This window comes from Macrococcus carouselicus (assembly GCF_004359515.1).
Taxonomy (GTDB): Bacteria; Bacillota; Bacilli; order Staphylococcales; family Staphylococcaceae; genus Macrococcus; species Macrococcus carouselicus.
Map to the genome: position 1 here is coordinate 46,872 of NZ_SCWD01000005.1, position 19,019 is coordinate 65,890.

A 19,019-nucleotide genomic window follows, 5' to 3' on the forward strand; every position below is an offset into this window, starting at 1 on the left:
GAAGAATATGAAATTCTGTAGAAATTGTGGTGCTGAGGTCAAGGAAAATCAAAAAGTGTGTACGCAGTGCGGCACCGCTGTCAATCAGCAGCCGGAAACCGTTCAGATGAGGCAGGAAACGATTCCGGGACAACCGATGTCACGTTCTCTTAAAATACTGCTCATCAGTAGTCTGGCTGCGCTTGTCCTTCTGTTCGGCGTCTATAAATTACTCGAAAGTCAGTTTTCAGTGACCAATCAGGCCGATAAGATAGCAGCAGCTGTAACGAGTGGTAACAGTGAAGAGATAAGCAATCTTATCACAAGTGACGGCAAAAAGCTTACAGAGCCGGAAGCTAATGCCTTTATCAAATATATGAAAGCCGTGGATACCGATCGCAGCTTCAACACAAATCTTAAAACATCTGTTCAAAGTCTAGAACAGACAAAGCTGCCTGAAGCATCCGTTTATCTGGATGATTCCCATGTGATGAGAGTTACAGAGGAAGGCAGAAAAATGGGGCTGTTCAGAAATTACACTTTCTCTATTCCAAAGCAGAAGATGAAACTGTATGGCAATGACTTCTCTACTGTGAAGTTCAAAGCAGAAGGTAAGGAACATAACATCGAGACTGAGCCTAACAATCCATCTGAAGTCGGCATGTTCACACTGGGTGATTATCAGTTCGATGCAACGAAGACCGTTGATAAAACCGAATTCAAAGGCAAACTGAATGCCCTGATGAGCGAAAGTGAGCAAGTAACTGAAGACTTTGACTTTACCTATCTGACTGTTTCTTTTGAGAATGGTTATGAACTTGATGAGGATTCATATAAAGTCATGATTGACGGCAAAGAAGCGAAACTGCAGACATCAAGCTACGGTGCATATAAAGTCGGCCCTTTTAAAATCGACCAGACGCTCGAAATCAAAGGTGAAGGAAAGTTGGGTGATGAGACTTTCAAAACAGAAACTGAGTCTGTAACCACTGAAAAAAGCGATGAGGAACAGCTGGTCATGCTGTCATTTAATGAAGAAGAAATTTCTGATGCATCATCGGCTAACTTCGAGAAGGAAATAAAACAATCTGAAGAACAAAGTGATAGAAGAAGTGTCGATATCAATTCTGATGCTTTCAATGAAGATTTCATTCATACTAATGCGCTTGATGGCTATCGTGATATCAAGATGGGCATGACAAAAGATGAAGTCGAGGAATTACTGGGAGAGGACTCTTCACTTATCGACAGCACAAAAGATGACATGAGAAAATACGGTGACATCGCTATCGATTATGATAAAAAGGATAAAGTCGAACGCATTATGATCATTCCTTCATGGCCAACTTCTAAAGAAGAGATCGTTGATGAATTCGGCAGCTTCATTCATTCAGGTCAGGATGATTACGGAGAATCCGCTTCATTCATGGACAGCAAGATCAACGGCTTCGCCCTTGTCTTCGTCTTTGATGATGACGACGACCTGAAATATATCTATCAGCGTGATGAACGTGCAACTGATCCCTGGAAGAACGGTGCCGCAGTGACAACTTCAACTGAAAATGCTGATGAAGAAACAGCATCAGAGGAGGATGTCGTCACCAATGCTGCAGAAGCTAAACAGGCAGCGTTAGACTTCGCTGACGGTTCATTTGACGAAGGTTCCAATGAAGTTCGTGCACCTGAAAAGAATGACACAGGCTGGGGATTCGGTATATTCGATGCAGATGGCAATGCTATTAAATCATACGATATCCAGCCAGATGGCTACGTCATCGAATATAATGGTGACGGTGAACAAGTGAACAGCGGTTACACCAATTAAAAAAGACCTCTTCAGAAATATTTCTGAAGAGGTCTTCTGCTCTTATTCTACTGTTACTGATTTCGCTAAGTTACGTGGTTTGTCAACGTCACAGCCTCTGTGAAGTGCTGCGTAGTAAGCTAAGAGCTGAGTGACAACAACTGATACAAGCGGTGCCAGCATTTCGTGAACGTGAGGGATGACGTATGTGTCACCATCCTGTTCTAAGCCTGCCATCGTGATGATACATGGATGAGCACCACGTGCGACTACTTCCTTCACGTTACCACGGATTGATAAGTTGACCGCTTCCTGTGTCGCAAGTGCGATAACCGGTGTCCCTTCTTCAATCAGTGCGATTGTACCATGCTTCAATTCTCCGCCGGCAAATCCTTCTGCCTGAATGTAAGAGATTTCTTTTAATTTAAGTGAACCTTCAACACCGACATAGAAGTCCATACCGCGTCCGATGAAGAATGCGTTCCGAGTGGTCTCCAAGAAGTCAGTCGTAAAGCCTTCAATTGTATGAGCGTCATCGATAACCGCTGTGATGGCAGCTGTCACTTTCGCCAGTTCAGGTAGTAAGTCGATGTCTGACTTCATACCAGCATCCTTCGCGACTACCTGCGCAAGGATCGCGAGTACTGCAATCTGTGCTGTATAGGCTTTAGTAGAAGCTACAGCGATTTCAGGACCTGCATGAAGGATGAGTGTATGATCCGCTTCACGAGATAATGTTGAGCCTGGTACGTTTGTCACTGTCAGGGCAGTGTGACCAAGCTTTTTAATCGCAACGAGTACGGCACGGCTGTCTGCCGTCTCACCAGATTGTGAGATGAAGATGAATAATGGCTTCTTCGATAATAACGGCATGTTGTAGACGAATTCTGAAGCCACATGTACTTCAGCCGGTACACCTGCCCATTTTTCTAAGTACTCTTTACCGACAAGACCTGCATTATATGAAGTACCGCAGGCAACGATGTAGATACGGTCAGCTTTACGCACTGCTTTCACGATATCTTTATCGATCATGAGTTCGCCTTTGTCATCCTGATATTTCTGAATGATTTTACGCATCACACCTGGCTGCTCGTGAATTTCTTTTAACATGTAATGTGCATAAGTGCCTTTTTCGATATCAGATGCATCGATTTCAGCTTTGTAAGGTTTACGGCTGATTTCTTTACCATCAGCGTCTTTAATAGTCACTTTGTCTTTCTCAACAAGAACGATTTCGCCGTCAGTCAGTTCAACATAAGTATCTGTTACCTGCAGCATCGCCATCGCATCACTTGCGATAACATTGAAGCCTTCACCCAGACCGACAAGTAAAGGGGATTTGTTTTTAGCAACGAAGATTACGTCAGGGTTCTCTTTATCAAGTAACCCGAGTGCATATGAACCGTGAAGTAATTTAAGCACTTCAACGAATGCTTTCTCAGTGTCTAAACCTTGTTTAGAGAAGAATTCAACTAACTGCACGATGACTTCTGTATCTGTATCAGAAGTAAGTGTCACACCTGTTAAGTATTCTTTCTTCAGCTGTTCATAGTTCTCGATTACGCCGTTATGCACTAAAGTGAATCGCTCTGATTCTGATTGATGCGGATGAGAGTTTGTATGGTTAGGCACGCCGTGCGTCGCCCAGCGCGTATGACCGATACCTGTAGATGTCTCAAATGATGAATCGACAACTTTACGCAGTTCAGCGATACGGCCTTTTTCTTTGTATACACGGACATCTTCGCCGTTACGCACTGCGATACCCGCAGAATCATAACCGCGGTACTCGAGTTTCTCCAGTCCTTTAAGTAGAATTTCCTTTGCGTCTTCAGTTCCAATATATCCAACGATACCGCACATATTCATTTCCTCCGATTAATTCGTATATTTTAATAGTGTGTCGCTCGTTAGTTTAGCGTAGTTGCTTCTGCTGACGTCTTTGTACGACCAGTCACCTGGCAGGTTTAACATTCAGCTGTCGAACAAGCATATCCGGAATGGCATCCGCCGAAAGTTCGATGACCATCCTCCTCGTCAACAGTGTTCACTGTTCTGGCGCTGTATCCCTTATTACTCCTTTAATCCTCCTGTTCTGCTAAACTTTATTAATTGTACTATTTTTTCATAATTCAAACAAGGATGGAGTATATGTTTCACTGCAACTCGCATGTCGCATTTCCTCACATGGAAAAAAGCCCGGAGATTTCCGGGCTTTTTCGACTATATGAGTCTGTGAAGTGTTTAATTAGTTACTATACGCTAAAATAGTGAAGGCAAAAAATCCAGGTTATCTGCTGTTTGTCTAGGTTGACCTAAGTTCTACGAAACTTTGACAGTAATCCCTCTGCTCTTATTACCGGCCTTGTCTTTCAGATAGACAGTCAATACAGTCCCTTTCTTCTGTTTCACTATTTTAATTGAATAACTATTATTAGATGAGACTTTGCCTGTCACATATTTAGTCTTACCTTTATAGACTTCCACAATCGCATCCTTCTCACCTTTGCCAGATACACTGGTCGATTGAGTGGTCATCTTGTTGGCAGTGGCAGGAGCCGGCGCTATTTTATCGATGACAGTCGTCGTGACAGAAGCACTTCTTGTACCTCTATAGTCAAATCTGTTGCCTATGTGCAGTCGAAGTCAGTCTTTAAGTCTTCACCTACTGTAAGTTCTTTCATCTTCTGACGAACAGGAAGTAACTTACCGCTTATTGTATTGTTTCTAAGTGCAGTCTTATCCGGCAGACACCATTTGGACTTACGTGAGCCTCACGCTGCCATATATGATCCAACAGCCGCTCGCTTGCACGATACTACGTCCCTGTCGCACAACCAAAGATTAAGATAGCTAATACCAAAAACAACTGAATCAATAATCATGACAATCAGTGAAATGATTTAAACAGCAGCTAAATAATATTAAGCGCCGTTAGTACTTATAGCCCGATTCATTGAATGATAATAGCGATGAGCACCTTGTTGTTTTTTGTACAAAAATATCTCAAAAGCCACCCGTCTGACAGAATTGCGTGCGCTGCATCACAAAAACGAGCATACGCCGATAAGTGGACAATAAGATTAATAAACAGAGAAAATTTAACGTACATGTACTGAGAAATTTAATCATAGTTAAATGATATACATGGGTGATATTACAGTTTATACTATATTTAATAACTGGAAGGAAGTGAGGACATGCCTAAAGAATTAAGATTAAAGTTTATTCTAACGACAGCTTTTTTCATCGCAATATTGATTGTGCTGCCTTTTATTAGTAATAGTCTATCACAGCTCAACGCGCGCTACTTATATGTTGTATTAGCGGGTCTATTAATTTTCAATTATTTTGAGATGATTTCACATTATCACTTTCAGCAGCATAGCACACCCAGCAACTTCAAAAAACTAAAAACCATAATATTATTAACAATCGCCTATTACATCCTGGTCACTGTTGTCTTTTGTACCATTGCGTTTGTCACACACAATGCCACATTTGATCCATGGTATACATTATTTTTAATGACGCTGATTTCATTCTTTCAGTATAGGGGGATGAAAAAAATCGCAGGGGAGGTTGAGTACTGGAAAAGTTAAGTGTGGGTGTTATCTCTTGACACGTTTATATAAGTAACATGCTATTATCATTTTATGAGGTGATTTTATGAAAAATGAGACGTTAAATATCATAGGTAAAATTGTTATTATTGCTGTTATTCTAGTATCAATCACGTTATTTTATTTTGCGAAGCCTTTACTGACGCCAGACGGAACCATTGTAGAGGCATCAGCTTTTTATCATAATACGATATCGCAAACAGTTTCTTATCTTTATTGAAGTACATATAGGTATAGCCATAGCGGTATCGATATGTCTTAAACTCACCGTTATCATCCCAGTCAGGCTGATCTTTCCATGTCTTCTCAGGCTTGCCCCATAATTTGCGTATCGCCTTTGTATCAACATTCATCGTCTCGTCTAAATGATTGTAATCAAATGATAATAGTATGAAGTCTTTCTTCTTCCACTTCTCTTTTCCCGAAAACGACAAGATAACTGAATGGTCCTGATCGCCATAGTCGTAGCTAAATGACGTCGGATAATCAGAAGACTCTTCAGCAGGACATTTGCCTAGTTGCTCAAGCACTTCACTGTAAGTGGATCCGTATTTGATTCCGTTGTAATTGAACGTTCCTTCTGTCCTCTGTTCAATAATCTTTATGTCAGTTATATTCGGTAATTTCAGCATTGTGACATCTCCTTATAACTAGGTTGAATTTATATCTATCCGCCACCATAGATATTGTATATCCATCGTGCAATTAATAGGACATCCATTATATAATTGTAAAAAATTCCATCTATTTCTTATAAGCTTTTGTTCTGAACATGTAACTATTGAATCCAATCGTACTTATAAAAATGACTACAAACAGAACATATGCTCCCCACTCTGGTCCGAAGTTGGTGACTAAATAGAGTGCAATGATTTCTGCACTGACAATAAACAAAAACTTGCCCGTACCCTGGCATAATTTCTTCTTGTCATATTAGCTCTGCTGATCTTTACTCATCGTATTGTAGCCGGCAATCAGCATCGCACCTTTCCCCATTGAAAACATAACAGCAAGCGGTATAAGAAAGAGTAATATGATGATCATTAATATAAGCGGCATGTAGTTCCCTCCGTTCTTTAGAATATCCTCTTTAATTTTATCTTATTTTCCATAAAACAGTTTTCAAAGTTTAACTAGCAATTACGAGTTCCGGCGGTATCATGCGGCAACTTGTCATCAATGCACGTGACAAACTTAAGTTTAGTATGTGTTGTGTAAGACTCAATAACGGATTAACATGAAGACAGTATAAAAAATATATTTTTCAAAGGAGAGAAACATATGGCAGAACAAAAAAGTGGTCTTCAACGCAAAGTTCAGGCTTTCGGTTCTTTTTTAAGCAGCATGGTCATGCCGAACATTGCAGCTTTCATCGCATGGGGATTACTAACTGCATTATTCATCCCAAAAGGCTGGATTCCTAATAAAGATCTGGCATCGATTGTCGGACCTTCTATCACATACTTAATTCCATTATTGATTGCTTTCATGGGCGGTAAGCTCGTCCATGACGTGCGCGGCGGTGTCGTCGGTGCAGCAGCAACAATGGGTATCATTGCCGCATTCCCTGACACACCTATGTTACTTGGTGCGATGATCATGGGTCCACTGGGCGGCTGGTTGATGAAGAAAATTGACCAAGTATTACAGCCGAGAATCAGAACAGGCTTCGAAATGCTCATCAACAACTTCTCAGCTGGTTTCTTGATTTTTGGATTAATGATTTTCGCTTATTACATTTTAGGGCCAATCGTTGAATGGTTGATGCATATTCTTGGAACAGCTGTCGAGTTCCTTGTCGGACACGGTCTACTTCCATTAACTTCAATCTTCATTGAACCTGCTAAAGTATTATTCTTAAACAATGCGATCAACCACGGTGTATTAACACCACTTGCAACTGCTGAAGCAGCAGAAGCAGGGAAATCTATTCTTTATACATTAGAGTCTAACCCAGGACCAGGTCTTGGTATTTTACTTGCTTACATGATTTTTGGTAGAGGATCAGCACGTGCAACTGCACCAGGTGCTTTGATCATTCACTTTATCGGTGGGATTCATGAAATTTACTTCCCATACGTACTGATGAAACCTGCAATGATTATCGCAGCAATCGCAGGTGGAATGACAGGAGTTGCTATTTTCTCAGCAACAGGATTTGGTCTTCAGTCTCCTGCTGCACCAGGTTCTATCATCGCTTATGGTCTAGTAACACCTAAAGGCGACTTACTCACAATGTTAATGGGTGTCCTCGGCGCAGCGCTTGTATCATTCATCGTTGGTTCATTAATTCTTAAATTCTCTAAAGATAAAGGCGAAGAAGATTTAGCAGCAGCAACAGCAAAAATGGAAGCAACGAAAGGTAAAAAATCTTCTGTTGCCGGTGCATTGACTGACGCGGCAGCAGGTGCTGCAACTTCTGACCGTGTGAAAGTTGTCGAAGTCGATAAAGACGAAACAACTGAGCCGAATTTATTGAATCAATACGATACAGAGAACGTAGGCGCGCATGATTACTCAAACGTCAGCAAAGTCATCTTTGCTTGTGATGCAGGGATGGGTTCAAGCGCGATGGGTGCGGGTATGCTGCGCAATAAGTTCAAGAAAGCAGGCATCAATGCTGAAGTCACGAACTCAGCAATCAATCAGTTACCTAAAGATGCTCAGCTTGTTATCACACAGAAAGTTCTGACTGACCGCGCGATTAAGCAGGTGCCGGATGCGATCCATATTTCAGTGGATAACTTCTTAAATTCACCGCGTTATGATGAACTGATCGCTAACTTAAAGAAAGACCAATAATTAGACAATTAGCGATACAAGTAATACACTTTAACTGAATAATTTTTGAAAGGAGTGGGGGTATGCAGATCAGTAATCGCGAGAAGAGAATCATCGAATCGTTGCTGAAGAACCCCCGCTCCTTTTTGACGATTCGCCAGATCGCCCAGGACCTCGGTGTCTCAAGCCGGACGATTCACCGGGAGCTTAAATTTGTCGAGCGTACACTTGACCGCTTCGGCCTTGAACTGCTCCGCCTTCCTAATAAAGGGCTGCGCATCGAGGGGAACAGCGATTATTTCAATCAGCTGACCGACCAGCTCGATGCGATGGACGTTTTAGACTTGTCGATGGATGAACGGAAAGTCATCATTTTGTACACCTTGATTAAATCAAAGGACCCCGTCAAGCTCTACAGTCTGGCAAGCGAAATCGGCATTTCCATCAACAAGCTGAATAAGGAGCTCTCAGCGCTTGAAGCAGATCTCACCCACTATCACCTCGAGCTCCATAAAAAGCGCGGTGAAGGGCTCGTGCTGTCCGGCGGTGAAGTCAATAAGCGTCAGCTGCTCGCAGATCTCATGCTTGAGAGGCTGAATTCAACAAGCGTCTACTCGGTCATCGAAGACCACTTCGTTTATCAGACATTAAATGATGAGAAGCTGCTTGATATTGTGGATATGAATCAGATCTTCAATGTCGAGCGGCTGCTGATGGACGAGCTGTCTGAACTTCCTTACGTACTAATGGAAACGTCGTATTTGACGCTGACGATTCATATCGTCCTGGCGATTGAACGCATCCGTAACGGCGAGCAGGTGACGATTAACGAAGAGCTCATTCAGGCGCTGCGCGTGACTCCTGAATTCAAGGTCGCAGAAAATTTAGCTGAATCATTATCTCATGTCTACAACGTAGACTTTGACCTTGAAGAAGTCGTCTTCATCACGATGCATCTGCGCGGGGCGAAACGCCGGGCGGATGAAAGTGAGACAGCGATTGATATTACGACGGAAGCCGAACAGCTGATCGCTCATGTTGAACGGCTGACCGGCAATGACTTTGAAGGCAACACGGTGCTCCGGGAAGGCATTCTTCTTCACCTTGTACCTGCTTTGAATCGTCTGTCCGGTGGTATAGAAACGTATAACCCGCTGACAGCTATGATCAAGGCGGACTATCCGGTGTTATTTGAAGCAGTGAGCAGCGCTCTCGCCCGGATATTCCCTGACCATTCGTTTCCGGACGGGGAAGTCGCCTTCGTAGTGCTGCATTTCGGCGGTGCTATGAAAGCCGCTGAAGAAGAGCATGTGCTCGTCGTCTGTACGAGTGGTATTGGCACAAGCAGAATACTGTCCAACCAGATCGAGCAGAACTTCCCGAATGTCACTGTCGCCCGTCAGGCTTCGGTCAGTGAACTGAAGTCGATTGCGCTGGACCAGTTTGACCATATTATTTCGACGGTCGGTCTGGATATCAAGCAGCCTTATACAGTGGTCAATCCACTGCTCCCTGCATCCGACAAGCAGATTCTGGCGCAGATTTTCACATCTCCTACAGTGAAGCGGCAGACAGAGACGCATGTTGTCAATCTCGACATTTATGACGCGGTCGTCCCGTTCGTCGTCGAAGGTCATGCATTGATTGATGCGCTTTACTTCCACGAGACAGATGTCCTGACGCTGGAAGACGCAATCGCGGATTATGTGGCAGCACAGCATATTACAAGCGCCAGCGAGGAACTGCTTGCTGTCATCAGCAAACGAGAAGACGCGCAGGGGTTTGCGATAACCGGTTCAGAGATTGCGCTCCCTCACCTCGTCCATCCATTGATTGAGCGCCCGGGCATTGCGTTAATCACCTTGGCTAAGCCCGTTACCGCTAAAAACATGGATGACGACATGCAGCCTGTCCGGTATCTCGCGATTATGCTGCTGCCGGAAGACACGCGGTTACGGCCGCTTGTCAGCGAATTCAGTGTACTATTGATGAACCATCTGGAGTCACCAGACAAATTATTTGGCAGCAGATCATTTGTCGTTAATCATATGAAACAAGCTTTAATGCAGCAAGTCACACAACTAATCTACTAAATGGAGTGAAGAAAACATGTCAAATTTAATCCCAACAGAAAATATTTTAATGAACCAGCAGCTCGCAACGAAAGAAGAAGCCATCGAAGCAGCAGGCCGTCAATTAGTTGAAGTCGGTGCAGTAGGCGAAGGTTACATCGAGGCGATGAAAGACCGTGAAGCTATCGTGTCAACTTATATGGGTAACTTCCTGGCGATTCCTCATGGTACTGACGAAGCAAAAACTGAAGTGATTAAAACAGGCATTACGTTACTGCACGCACCTGACGGCATCGACTGGGACGGCAACATAGTTAAAGTCGTAGTCGGTATCGCTGGTAAAGACGGCGACCACTTAGATTTATTATCACAGATCGCTATCGTCTTCTCAGATGAAGAGAACGTTGACCGTGTCATTCAGGCTCAATCAGCTGACGAAATCAACGCAATCTTCGGGGAGGTCGAACTGTAATGAAAGCAGTCCATTTCGGTGCCGGCAATATCGGCCGTGGCTTTATCGGTAAAGTATTATATGACAACGACTATGACATTACGTTTGTCGATGTCAACGCTGAGATGATTGATTTGATCAACAAAGAACAGGAATATGACGTCATCATCGCTGAAGAAGCGAAGTCCCGTCAGCACGTCTCAGGCGTCAAAGGTATCAACAGCATGACAGATACAGACAAGCTGCAAGCTGCTATTAAAGACGCAGACTTAATCACGACAGCAGTCGGTGTCAACATCCTGCCGATCATCGCTAAAAGCATCGCAGGATCACTGACAGAGCGGACAGCTGACAAGCCGCTGAATATCGTTGCCTGTGAGAATGCGATTATGGCGACAGACCAGCTGAAAAAAGCAGTCACTGCGATCACGGGCGAACTTGGTGCGCATATTCACTTCCCGAATTCAGCAGTTGACCGTATCGTGCCGCTTCAGAAGCAGGACAATCCACTGGACGTTATGGTTGAGCCGTTCTTTGAATGGGTTATCGAAGAAGACGCCTTTACAGGCGACAAGCTTGACGGCGTGAAATATGTCTCAGATTTACATCCATACATTGAGCGTAAACTATTGACTGTCAATACTGGACACGCGTTCATCGCTTACTTCGGCACTTATAAAGGTTATACAACAGTAGATGAAGCAATGAAAGATGCAGAGCTTGTCGAGCAGTTGAAAGCAGTGCTTGCTGAAACAAGTGACTACTTAACGACTGTCTATGACTTCACTGCTGCAGAACAGGCCGCTTACGTCGAGAAAATCATCGGCCGCTTCAAGAATCCATACTTATCAGACGCGTTAAACCGTGTCGGCCGTTCACCGCTGCGTAAAATCAGCCCGGAAGACCGTGTAGTGAAGCCACTCGCTTATCTTGCAGAAGAAGGCAGAAAACACGACGCATTAGTTGATATGGCAGCATACTTACTGCGCTATTCTGATGAACAGGATCCAGAAGCTGTAGAGAAGAATAACTTTATCCAGGAAAAAGGCATCACTGAATTCCTGCAGCATTATGCTAAAGTTGAAGGCGCACTTGCAAAAGAAATAGAAGAACGATATAACGCCCTATTGTTTGATAAAGAGAATAACTAGTTTTGTTGAGACCGTATCGTGTTGATACGGTCTTTTCGTTATGGATGGATTTCTCAAGGATTTGGCCTTTATTCAAGCCATAAAAAAACGACCCGCATCTTCTGCGGGTCATCTTCAATTATTATAATCCCATTTTCTCTTTCACAACGTCAGCGATGCTATGAACAAAGCGCTCTGCATCTTCTTCTGTCTTAGCTTCGACCATGACACGGACAAGCGGCTCTGTACCTGACGGACGTACGAGCACACGGCCTTCGCCGTTCATTTCTTCTTCGACTGCTTTGATCGCTTCAGCGACGTCCGCATTGTCTTCAACCGCATGCTTATCAGTCACACGGATATTGACTAATCGCTGCGGATATTTCGTCATCTGACCCGCCAGTTCGCTCAAGGTCTGTCCTGACTGTTTGATGATCGATGCCAGCTGAACACCTGTCAGCAAGCCGTCACCTGTTGTGTTGTAATCCATCATGACGATGTGGCCAGACTGTTCGCCACCGAGGTTATAGTGACCACGGCGCATTTCTTCTACCACGTAACGGTCGCCGACTTTTGTCTTGTTACTTTGAATCTCAAACGCATCCAATGCTTTGTAGAAGCCCAGGTTACTCATGACTGTTGAGACCACCATGTTATCGTTCAGTTCGCCCCGTCTGCTCATTGCCTGTGCAAGGATGAACATGATCTGGTCACCGTCAACAATCTGACCTTTTTCGTCCACTGCGATCAGGCGGTCGCCGTCACCATCAAAAGCAAGTCCGAAGTCGCTGCCTGATTCAACAACGAGTTCAGCCAGTGCCTCCGGATGCGTTGAACCGACGCCGTCATTGATATTGTTACCGTCAGGGCTGCAACCCATTGTCACTGTATCCGCTTCTAAGTCTCCGAAGAGGAATGGCGCGAGTGAGTAAGTAGAGCCGTGTGCACCGTCAAGCGCAATCTTCAGTCCTTCTAAGTCACCATCAATGGTTGATTTCAGGAAGCTTAAGTAGCGCTGGCCTCCTTCGAAGTAGTCAGATGTATGGCCTAAGCTAATACCGGTCGGACGTGGGACAGTATCTTCCTCAGCATCAATCAGCGCTTCAATCTCCGCTTCCTGGTCATCGGTCAATTTGAACCCATCTGAACCGAAGAACTTGATGCCGTTGTCCTGTACCGGATTATGGCTGGCGGAGATCATGACACCCGCCTGTGCTTCCAGTTCACGTGTCAAGTAAGAGATGCCAGGCGTTGAAATCACACCGAGACGCATCACTTCAGCCCCTGTTGACAGCAGACCTGCTACAAGCGCCGCCTCCAGCATCTCACCAGAGATACGCGTATCGCGTCCTACCAGAACAGTCGGATTATCATGTCCGCCGTGAGCAAGTACAAATCCTCCGAACCGTCCTAATTTAAAAGCGAACTCCGGTGTAAGCTCGCTGTTCGCTACTCCCCTTACTCCATCTGTTCCAAAATATTTACCCATAATTTAATAACTCCTCTAAGTTTATTTTTTGCTGACATCCACTTTAACCGTAACTTCTTTCGGGTTGACTCTTGAGACATCGCTCGGTAATGGAATCTGTTTTTTCAGTGTGGTATCTGAGGTGATCGTGTCCAGATTGACAGCAACTTCTATATCTCCGATACCATCCAGGACAGAGCGCTTGCCCTGCAGCTCGACCTCTTCATCTGATAAGGTGATACTTTCAAGCTTCAGTCTTGAGGGTAGCTGCCCTGAAGTGACCGGTACGATTCTCACCACTTTAGATGACGGCTGAATTTTCATCATGACCTTCACCTTAGCGGGTTTCACCGTGACATCCAGCTTATTCAGATTGCTGTCAAAGACTCCTACTTCCGCTTCCTCAGTAGTCGTCTCTGACAGCTTTGTATTCTCATTCAAAGTCGCTTTGACATAGGCAATCTTAGCTACTTCGTCACTGCTGCCGGTGATGGTCACCTGCGTCGGATCAACCTGCTTCTCAACAAGCTCATAACCTGTTGCCAGTCTGTTCGGATTCACTTCACCTTCCACTGCATGCGTGACGCTGACCTTCTCAGCAAGCGTGATATTGGCTGTCTCCGGCATCACTTCATAATCCAGCTTTTCAGATAAGCCTTCAACCTGGAACTTTTTTTTATGGTCTCCGACAAGCCCTTTCGACAGATCAAGCTTAACGGTGAAATCCATCATACTTTCAGTCTTTTTAACGATAGCCTGCGGACCGGCTATCTTGACGTTAACGGTCTGTGGTGCACCGGACAGATATAGATTCTTTTTATCGTATATAGTCTCAACAGGCACATCCTGGATGACAACTGAATCAGTCTGACTCAACTGTTCCTGTGTGACAAATGTATTAAAGACATCATTCACTGACAGAAATAAGAGCAGTGCCAGTACAAAGGAAATGATTCTGAGTCCCCATTTAGTCTCTAACATTATCATCGCCACCTTTCTTCTCCAGGTGTGAGCTGAACCAGTGTTCTGTCAGCAATGCTTCAAATACTTCAAGCGATACTTCCTTGCGCAGTCGTCCGTTATAGGTGACAGAAATAGCGCCCGTCTCCTCTGAGACAACAATGGTAAAAGCATCCGATACTTCCGAGATTCCGACAGCAGCCCGGTGTCTCGTGCCAAGACTCTTCTGTATTTTAGCTGAATCAGACAGCGGGAGATAGCTTGCTGCTGTTGCGATTTTGTCGCCTTGTATAATCATCGCCCCGTCATGGAGCGGTGTGTTGGGAATGAAGATATTGATCAAGAGCTCCGACGATATATTCGCATAGATCGGAATGCCTGTCTCGATATAGTCCTGCAGTCCGGTCGATTTCTCGATAACAATCAGTGCCCCGATACGACGCTTCGCCATATACTGGACTGACTTCACCATATCATCCGTCAGTTTACTCTGATTGATGTTCTGTACTGAATTCCTCTTAAACAGACTTCCTCGCCCTAACTGTTCAAGTGCTCGTCTGAGTTCAGGCTGGAATATCACAATGACAGCGAGGAAACCCCATTCAAGGACGAAATCGAATAATCTTGTCGTTGTGGTTAGTCCCAGCAGCTGACTGACATATTTACCGATCAGAATGAACAGAATTCCTTTGAGTAGCTGTATGGCTTTTGTGCCTTTAATGGCATTGATGATTAAATAAAGAACATACCAGACAATCAATAGGTCGAGGATGCCGCTGAGGACTTTAAGGCCGTTCAGATTGCCTAATGAATCTAAAAAAAACATTGCATCTCCTCCACGCTCAAACTCCTACTTATTATATCATGTCAGTGACGAGTTCATCATAGAAGTGCACACTTTTTTCATAATATTCCAATGATTTATCAATTTTACCGATGCGACGATACAGATCTGCGAGCTTCGGATAGAGTCTTGTTTTGAATAGCGGTTCCTCTTTAGCCTCAGTGGATTTCAGATAGTACTCAACTGCCTTCTCCATATGGCCTTCCATTACACAGATATCACCCATGATTTCATGGCCGAATCCTGCAGAGTCCTCCTCGATATTCTCCTCTATAATCTTTCTGCCTTCAGCCACCTGTCCACGCATAGCAAGTGCTTGAGCATAGCGCAGCTTGATGGTCAGAATGAAAGGAGAATCCAGTTGATGCTCTTCAACGATTTTATTCGCTTTCTCCATCTCTTCACATGCCTCGTCATACTGTTTCAATTTAATCTTCAGGATAGCAAGATTCGTACGTGTACCTGCACAATGCAGGGGATTATCGCTTAAATCTGCATACTGAATAGCACGGCGGATATGTTTTTCGGCCTCTTCATAGTTGCGGATACCATAGTTCGCCTTGAAAAGTGAATTCTCGATATCCATTCCCTTATGATGCGTATTGAGTTTTCTATTCAGAGCCAGCGCATCTTCATTGAAATTGATAGAGACATAGTTCTCACCCATAAGACGATAATATTCACCGAGATAGACAAGGATAGACACACGCACTGTGTTCGAAATGTTCTCATAAATGGTGACGTTATTTGCTTTTGTCAGCTGCCTGATCGCCTTATCCGTATGATTTTCCTCAAATTCAATACGTGACAATAGAATCAGACACCTTAAGTAGAGATTGACCTCTCTCAGTCCTTCTACAACCTGGAGCGCCTTCATAATCTCTTCACGTGCAGAGACGAAGTCATCCTTGCTGAAGTAATAACTTGCACGGACCCAGTATGTAGCTCCGCGCTCATATTCAGTGATGCTCTCCAGCAGCTGGTAATCTTTCTCGACAAACTCATCCAGCCGCGAATAATCTTCTGACTTTACGTTGTTCTCAGCCCATTTGACCTCTTTTTTGATATCAAGCAGACTCAAATTACGTTCAGATGCCGTTATTGTGAAGTCATCCAGCGTACAATTCAGCTTCACGCTCAGTTTTTTCAGCACGTTTGTGGACGGATGGACAGTATTTTTTTCAATCAGACTTAAGTAAGTTCTTGAAATAATACCTTCTGCCAGTTCCTGCTGCGTCATGTTTGCTGCGTTCCTTAATTCTTTCACACGTTGTCCAACCATTAGGTAACCCCCTCTTTTTTACTAGTATATAATATTTAACAATGAAAAGTTATCATCGTTTTTTATTTTTTTGCTAATTATGAGTTAACCTTTACGGGGATAAATATTTCTATTCGTGTAGAAAGTTGACATCTGTTGTAAACAGGACAATAATTAAGTATCAATGTATAAAAAGGAGTTTCTTATGCAGGATATTTTACTGATTGATAATCTGGCTCAACTGAAGTGCATCAGCGATCCCTTCCGCATTAAGCTACTTGAATGTCTCTATACAACACCCAAGACAGGACAGCAGCTTGCTGATGAGCTGGAGATACCCCGCGCAAAGATTCACTATCATCTACGTGAGATGGAGAAATACGGTTTTATAGAGATTGTGAAGACAGAACAGAAAATCAGTATTATTCAGAAGTTCTATGCACCGACAGCAGAAGAATTTATTCCGGCACCTTATCTGCTGCAGTTCCATACGGACAGTCAGACAACAGACAAGTCAGAAAAAACCTCAAAATCTTCTGCGAAAGAACTCAAACTACAGATTGACAAGAACGAATTGCCTCAGTTCAAGAAAGAACTGAAGAAGTATCTGAAGAAAGCTTCCTCCAAGTCTGCTGACAGTCATTACGAAGTGCACATCGAGCCTGTAGACAAATAAAGAGCGACCCTAGGGCCGCTCTTGTTTATTATAATAATTTATCACCGAAGAAAGTCACCAGCAGCTCCACTGCCTGATTGGCTGTCTTATTATGAATATCGATCAGTGGATTCACTTCAACGATTTCCATGGAAGTAATACGTTCTGAGTCATGCAGCATCTCAAGTGCCAGATGGCTTTCACGATAAGAGATCCCTCCCGGCACTGTTGTACCAGTCCCTGGTGTTTCAACTGGATCAAGGGCATCGACGTCCAGTGAGAGGTGAATACCGTCCGTATCCTTCAAGTATTCAAGCGTCTCCTCAATGACCTGAGCCATTCCCAGTCTATCGATATCAGACATCGTATACGTTTTAATACCTGCCTCTTTGATATAAGCTTTCTCGCCCGCATCAAGGTCTCGCATACCAATCAGCACGATATTCTCTACTTTAACTTTATCCTTGTAGCCTCCGATGTTGACCAGGTCAGGATGTCCCTCGCCGATGAGTGCGCGCAGCGGCATGCCATGAATATTGCCGGACGGTGAAGATTCCGCTACATTTAAATCACCGTGTGCATCATACCAGATAACCCCAAGATTATTGTAGTGCTTCTTCACACCTGAAATCGTCCCCATAGCAATGGAGTGATCTCCTCCGATGACAAGCGGGTACTTACCATCCGCAATCGTAGCATCTACTTCAGAACATAGTGTCTCACAGAATTCCACGACTTCTGGCAGGTTACGCAGTCCACCTTGCTGTTCACTGCGATACTTTTTCATGTCGATTGCAGGACTCGCGATATTTCCCTTATCATCCACTGTTAATCCTAAACTTTCAAGACGTTCTACCAGATCTGCATAACGCATAGCTTCTGGTCCCATATTAACCCCAAGCTTGCGCTGACCGAATGCACTAGGCGCTCCGATAATTTCAATTGTTTTATTCACGATATAAATCCCCTTTTGTTTATTAGTAAAGAAAACGTTCTCATAACTTTATTCTAAACGACTGACCGAGCAAAAACAATGAAATTATACATTGATGCATAAAATTCTATTAATTTCCATATGAATAAGCGTATAACAAAAAACCACATCCAACAGGATGTGGTTTAAGATGAGCCATAGAGGATTCGAACCTCTGACCCTTTGATTAAAAGTCAAATGCTCTACCAACTGAGCTAATGGCTCTAATGGCTGGGGTAGCTGGATTCGAACCAACGAGTGACGGAGTCAAAGTCCGTTGCCTTACCGCTTGGCTATACCCCAAGAATGGTGGAGGGGGGCAGATTCGAACTGCCGAACCCGAAGGAGCGGATTTACAGTCCGCCGCGTTTAGCCACTTCGCTACCCCTCCAGCTTTATATGTATTTATTTTACATTTAAAATGGTGGAGGATGACGGGATCGAACCGCCGACCCTCTGCTTGTAAGGCAGATGCTCTCCCAGCTGAGCTAATCCTCCAATATGACCCCTACGGGATTCGAACCCGTGTTACCGCCGTGAAAGGGCGGTGTCTTAACCGCTTGACCAAGGGGCCTGGCTCCACAGGTAGGACTCGAACCTACGACCGATCGGTTAACAGCCGATAGCTCTACCACTGAGCTACTGTGGATAAATGAAAAAAATTGCCCGGCAACGTCCTACTCTCGCGGAACGTAAGTCCAACTACCATCGGCGCTAGAGAGCTTAACTTCTGTGTTCGGTATGGGAACAGGTGTGACCTCTCTGCCATCGTCACCAGACAGATTGAGAATATACTCTCAAAACTAGATAAGTAAGAAGAAGTGATTGCCAAGCGAGACCGATAAAAAATCTTTTTTGTCCAGCTGCAGCTTCGCTGCGCTTTCCGAATTTTGATTAAGTCTTCGATCGATTAGTATTCGTCAGCTCCACACATTACTGTGCTTCCACCTCGAACCTATTGACCTCATCATCTCTGAGGGATCTTATAACCGAAGTTGGGAAATCTCATCTTGAG

General features: G+C 44.1%; 15 protein-coding genes, 6 tRNA genes, 2 rRNA genes and 1 pseudogene. 7 read left to right on the top strand and 17 right to left on the bottom strand.

Annotated features, from left to right (window positions below; genetic code table 11):
* Positions 1–7: 7 nt before the first annotated feature.
* A complete protein-coding gene (locus tag ERX40_RS09755; RefSeq protein WP_133418319.1) occupies positions 8–1,804 on the top strand; it encodes a TcaA second domain-containing protein in 1,797 nt (598 codons plus the stop codon).
* A 42-nt stretch (positions 1,805–1,846) separates the two neighbouring features.
* On the opposite strand, the gene glmS is transcribed toward ERX40_RS09755, so the two are convergent.
* Together glmS and ERX40_RS11340 are read right to left on the bottom strand one after the other, a co-directional pair.
* Positions 1,847–3,649 (bottom strand): glutamine--fructose-6-phosphate transaminase (isomerizing), encoded by a 1,803-nt coding sequence (glmS, locus tag ERX40_RS09760; protein WP_133418320.1) that lies wholly within the window; start codon positions 3,647–3,649, stop codon positions 1,847–1,849.
* Between the two features lie 459 nt (positions 3,650–4,108).
* Positions 4,109–4,426, bottom strand: coding sequence for an Ig-like domain-containing protein (locus tag ERX40_RS11340; RefSeq protein WP_341777490.1), 318 nt, complete (start codon positions 4,424–4,426; stop codon positions 4,109–4,111).
* Between the two features lie 560 nt (positions 4,427–4,986).
* Between ERX40_RS11340 and ERX40_RS09765 the strand changes: the two genes are divergently transcribed.
* Entirely contained in the window at positions 4,987–5,388 is a 402-nt protein-coding gene (locus ERX40_RS09765; protein WP_133418321.1) for a hypothetical protein, read from the top strand.
* Positions 5,389–5,519: 131 nt separating this feature from the next.
* Here ERX40_RS09765 and ERX40_RS09770 read toward each other — a convergent pair whose 3' ends face one another.
* Positions 5,520–6,041 (bottom strand): hypothetical protein, encoded by a 522-nt coding sequence (locus ERX40_RS09770; protein WP_133418322.1) that lies wholly within the window; start codon positions 6,039–6,041, stop codon positions 5,520–5,522.
* Positions 6,042–6,153: 112 nt separating this feature from the next.
* Positions 6,154–6,468 (bottom strand): annotated as a pseudogene (locus ERX40_RS11475) (DUF3784 domain-containing protein).
* A 222-nt stretch (positions 6,469–6,690) separates the two neighbouring features.
* Between ERX40_RS11475 and ERX40_RS09785 the strand changes: the two are divergent.
* The 4 genes from ERX40_RS09785 (at position 6,691) to ERX40_RS09800 (ending at position 11,864) form a co-directional block, all read left to right on the top strand.
* Positions 6,691–8,211 (top strand): PTS mannitol transporter subunit IIBC, encoded by a 1,521-nt coding sequence (locus tag ERX40_RS09785; protein WP_133418325.1) that lies wholly within the window; start codon positions 6,691–6,693, stop codon positions 8,209–8,211.
* A 62-nt stretch (positions 8,212–8,273) separates the two neighbouring features.
* The gene (locus tag ERX40_RS09790) at positions 8,274–10,283 is read left to right on the top strand and encodes a BglG family transcription antiterminator (protein WP_133418326.1); all 2,010 of its coding nucleotides are present in this window, start codon (positions 8,274–8,276) and stop codon (positions 10,281–10,283) included.
* A 16-nt stretch (positions 10,284–10,299) separates the two neighbouring features.
* Positions 10,300–10,734: a PTS mannitol transporter subunit IIA gene (locus tag ERX40_RS09795; RefSeq protein ID WP_133418327.1), complete on the top strand. Its 435-nt coding sequence runs from the start codon at positions 10,300–10,302 to the stop codon at positions 10,732–10,734.
* Entirely contained in the window at positions 10,734–11,864 is a 1,131-nt protein-coding gene (locus ERX40_RS09800; RefSeq protein WP_133418328.1) for a mannitol-1-phosphate 5-dehydrogenase, read from the top strand. The genes ERX40_RS09795 and ERX40_RS09800 overlap by 1 nt, the downstream gene beginning before the upstream one ends.
* A gap of 121 nt (positions 11,865–11,985) precedes the next feature.
* On the opposite strand, the gene glmM is transcribed toward ERX40_RS09800, so the two are convergent.
* From glmM to ERX40_RS09820, 4 genes are read right to left on the bottom strand one after another with little or no spacing between them, the layout of a single operon-like run.
* Positions 11,986–13,332, bottom strand: coding sequence for a phosphoglucosamine mutase (gene glmM, locus ERX40_RS09805; RefSeq protein ID WP_133418329.1), 1,347 nt, complete (start codon positions 13,330–13,332; stop codon positions 11,986–11,988).
* A gap of 21 nt (positions 13,333–13,353) precedes the next feature.
* Positions 13,354–14,292 (bottom strand): CdaR family protein, encoded by a 939-nt coding sequence (locus tag ERX40_RS09810; RefSeq protein ID WP_133418330.1) that lies wholly within the window; start codon positions 14,290–14,292, stop codon positions 13,354–13,356.
* On the bottom strand, positions 14,279–15,097 hold the full coding sequence (gene cdaA, locus ERX40_RS09815) for a diadenylate cyclase CdaA (RefSeq protein WP_133418331.1): 819 nt from the start codon (positions 15,095–15,097) through the stop codon (positions 14,279–14,281). The genes ERX40_RS09810 and cdaA overlap by 14 nt, the downstream gene beginning before the upstream one ends.
* 31 nt (positions 15,098–15,128) lie before the next feature.
* Complete coding sequence (locus ERX40_RS09820; protein WP_133418332.1) at positions 15,129–16,397, bottom strand: helix-turn-helix domain-containing protein; 1,269 nt, start codon at positions 16,395–16,397, stop codon at positions 15,129–15,131.
* A gap of 184 nt (positions 16,398–16,581) precedes the next feature.
* Between ERX40_RS09820 and ERX40_RS09825 the strand changes: the two genes are divergently transcribed.
* A complete protein-coding gene (locus tag ERX40_RS09825; RefSeq protein ID WP_133418333.1) occupies positions 16,582–17,052 on the top strand; it encodes an ArsR/SmtB family transcription factor in 471 nt (156 codons plus the stop codon).
* Positions 17,053–17,080: 28 nt separating this feature from the next.
* On the opposite strand, the gene rocF is transcribed toward ERX40_RS09825, so the two are convergent.
* The 9 genes from rocF to ERX40_RS09870 all read right to left on the bottom strand — a co-directional run.
* Positions 17,081–17,986, bottom strand: coding sequence for an arginase (gene rocF, locus ERX40_RS09830; protein WP_133418334.1), 906 nt, complete (start codon positions 17,984–17,986; stop codon positions 17,081–17,083).
* A gap of 170 nt (positions 17,987–18,156) precedes the next feature.
* Positions 18,157–18,229 (bottom strand) — tRNA-Lys (locus ERX40_RS09835).
* 3 nt (positions 18,230–18,232) lie between these two features.
* Positions 18,233–18,307: transfer RNA gene (locus tag ERX40_RS09840), tRNA-Gln, on the bottom strand.
* A gap of 4 nt (positions 18,308–18,311) precedes the next feature.
* A tRNA-Tyr gene (locus tag ERX40_RS09845) sits at positions 18,312–18,395 on the bottom strand.
* A gap of 31 nt (positions 18,396–18,426) precedes the next feature.
* Positions 18,427–18,502 (bottom strand) — tRNA-Val (locus ERX40_RS09850).
* Positions 18,503–18,506: 4 nt separating this feature from the next.
* Positions 18,507–18,578 (bottom strand) — tRNA-Glu (locus ERX40_RS09855).
* A tRNA-Asn gene (locus ERX40_RS09860) sits at positions 18,579–18,653 on the bottom strand.
* Between the two features lie 15 nt (positions 18,654–18,668).
* Positions 18,669–18,783: ribosomal RNA gene (gene rrf / locus ERX40_RS09865) — 5S ribosomal RNA — on the bottom strand.
* 111 nt (positions 18,784–18,894) lie between these two features.
* Positions 18,895–19,019, bottom strand: a 23S ribosomal RNA gene (locus tag ERX40_RS09870); the annotation flags it as partial.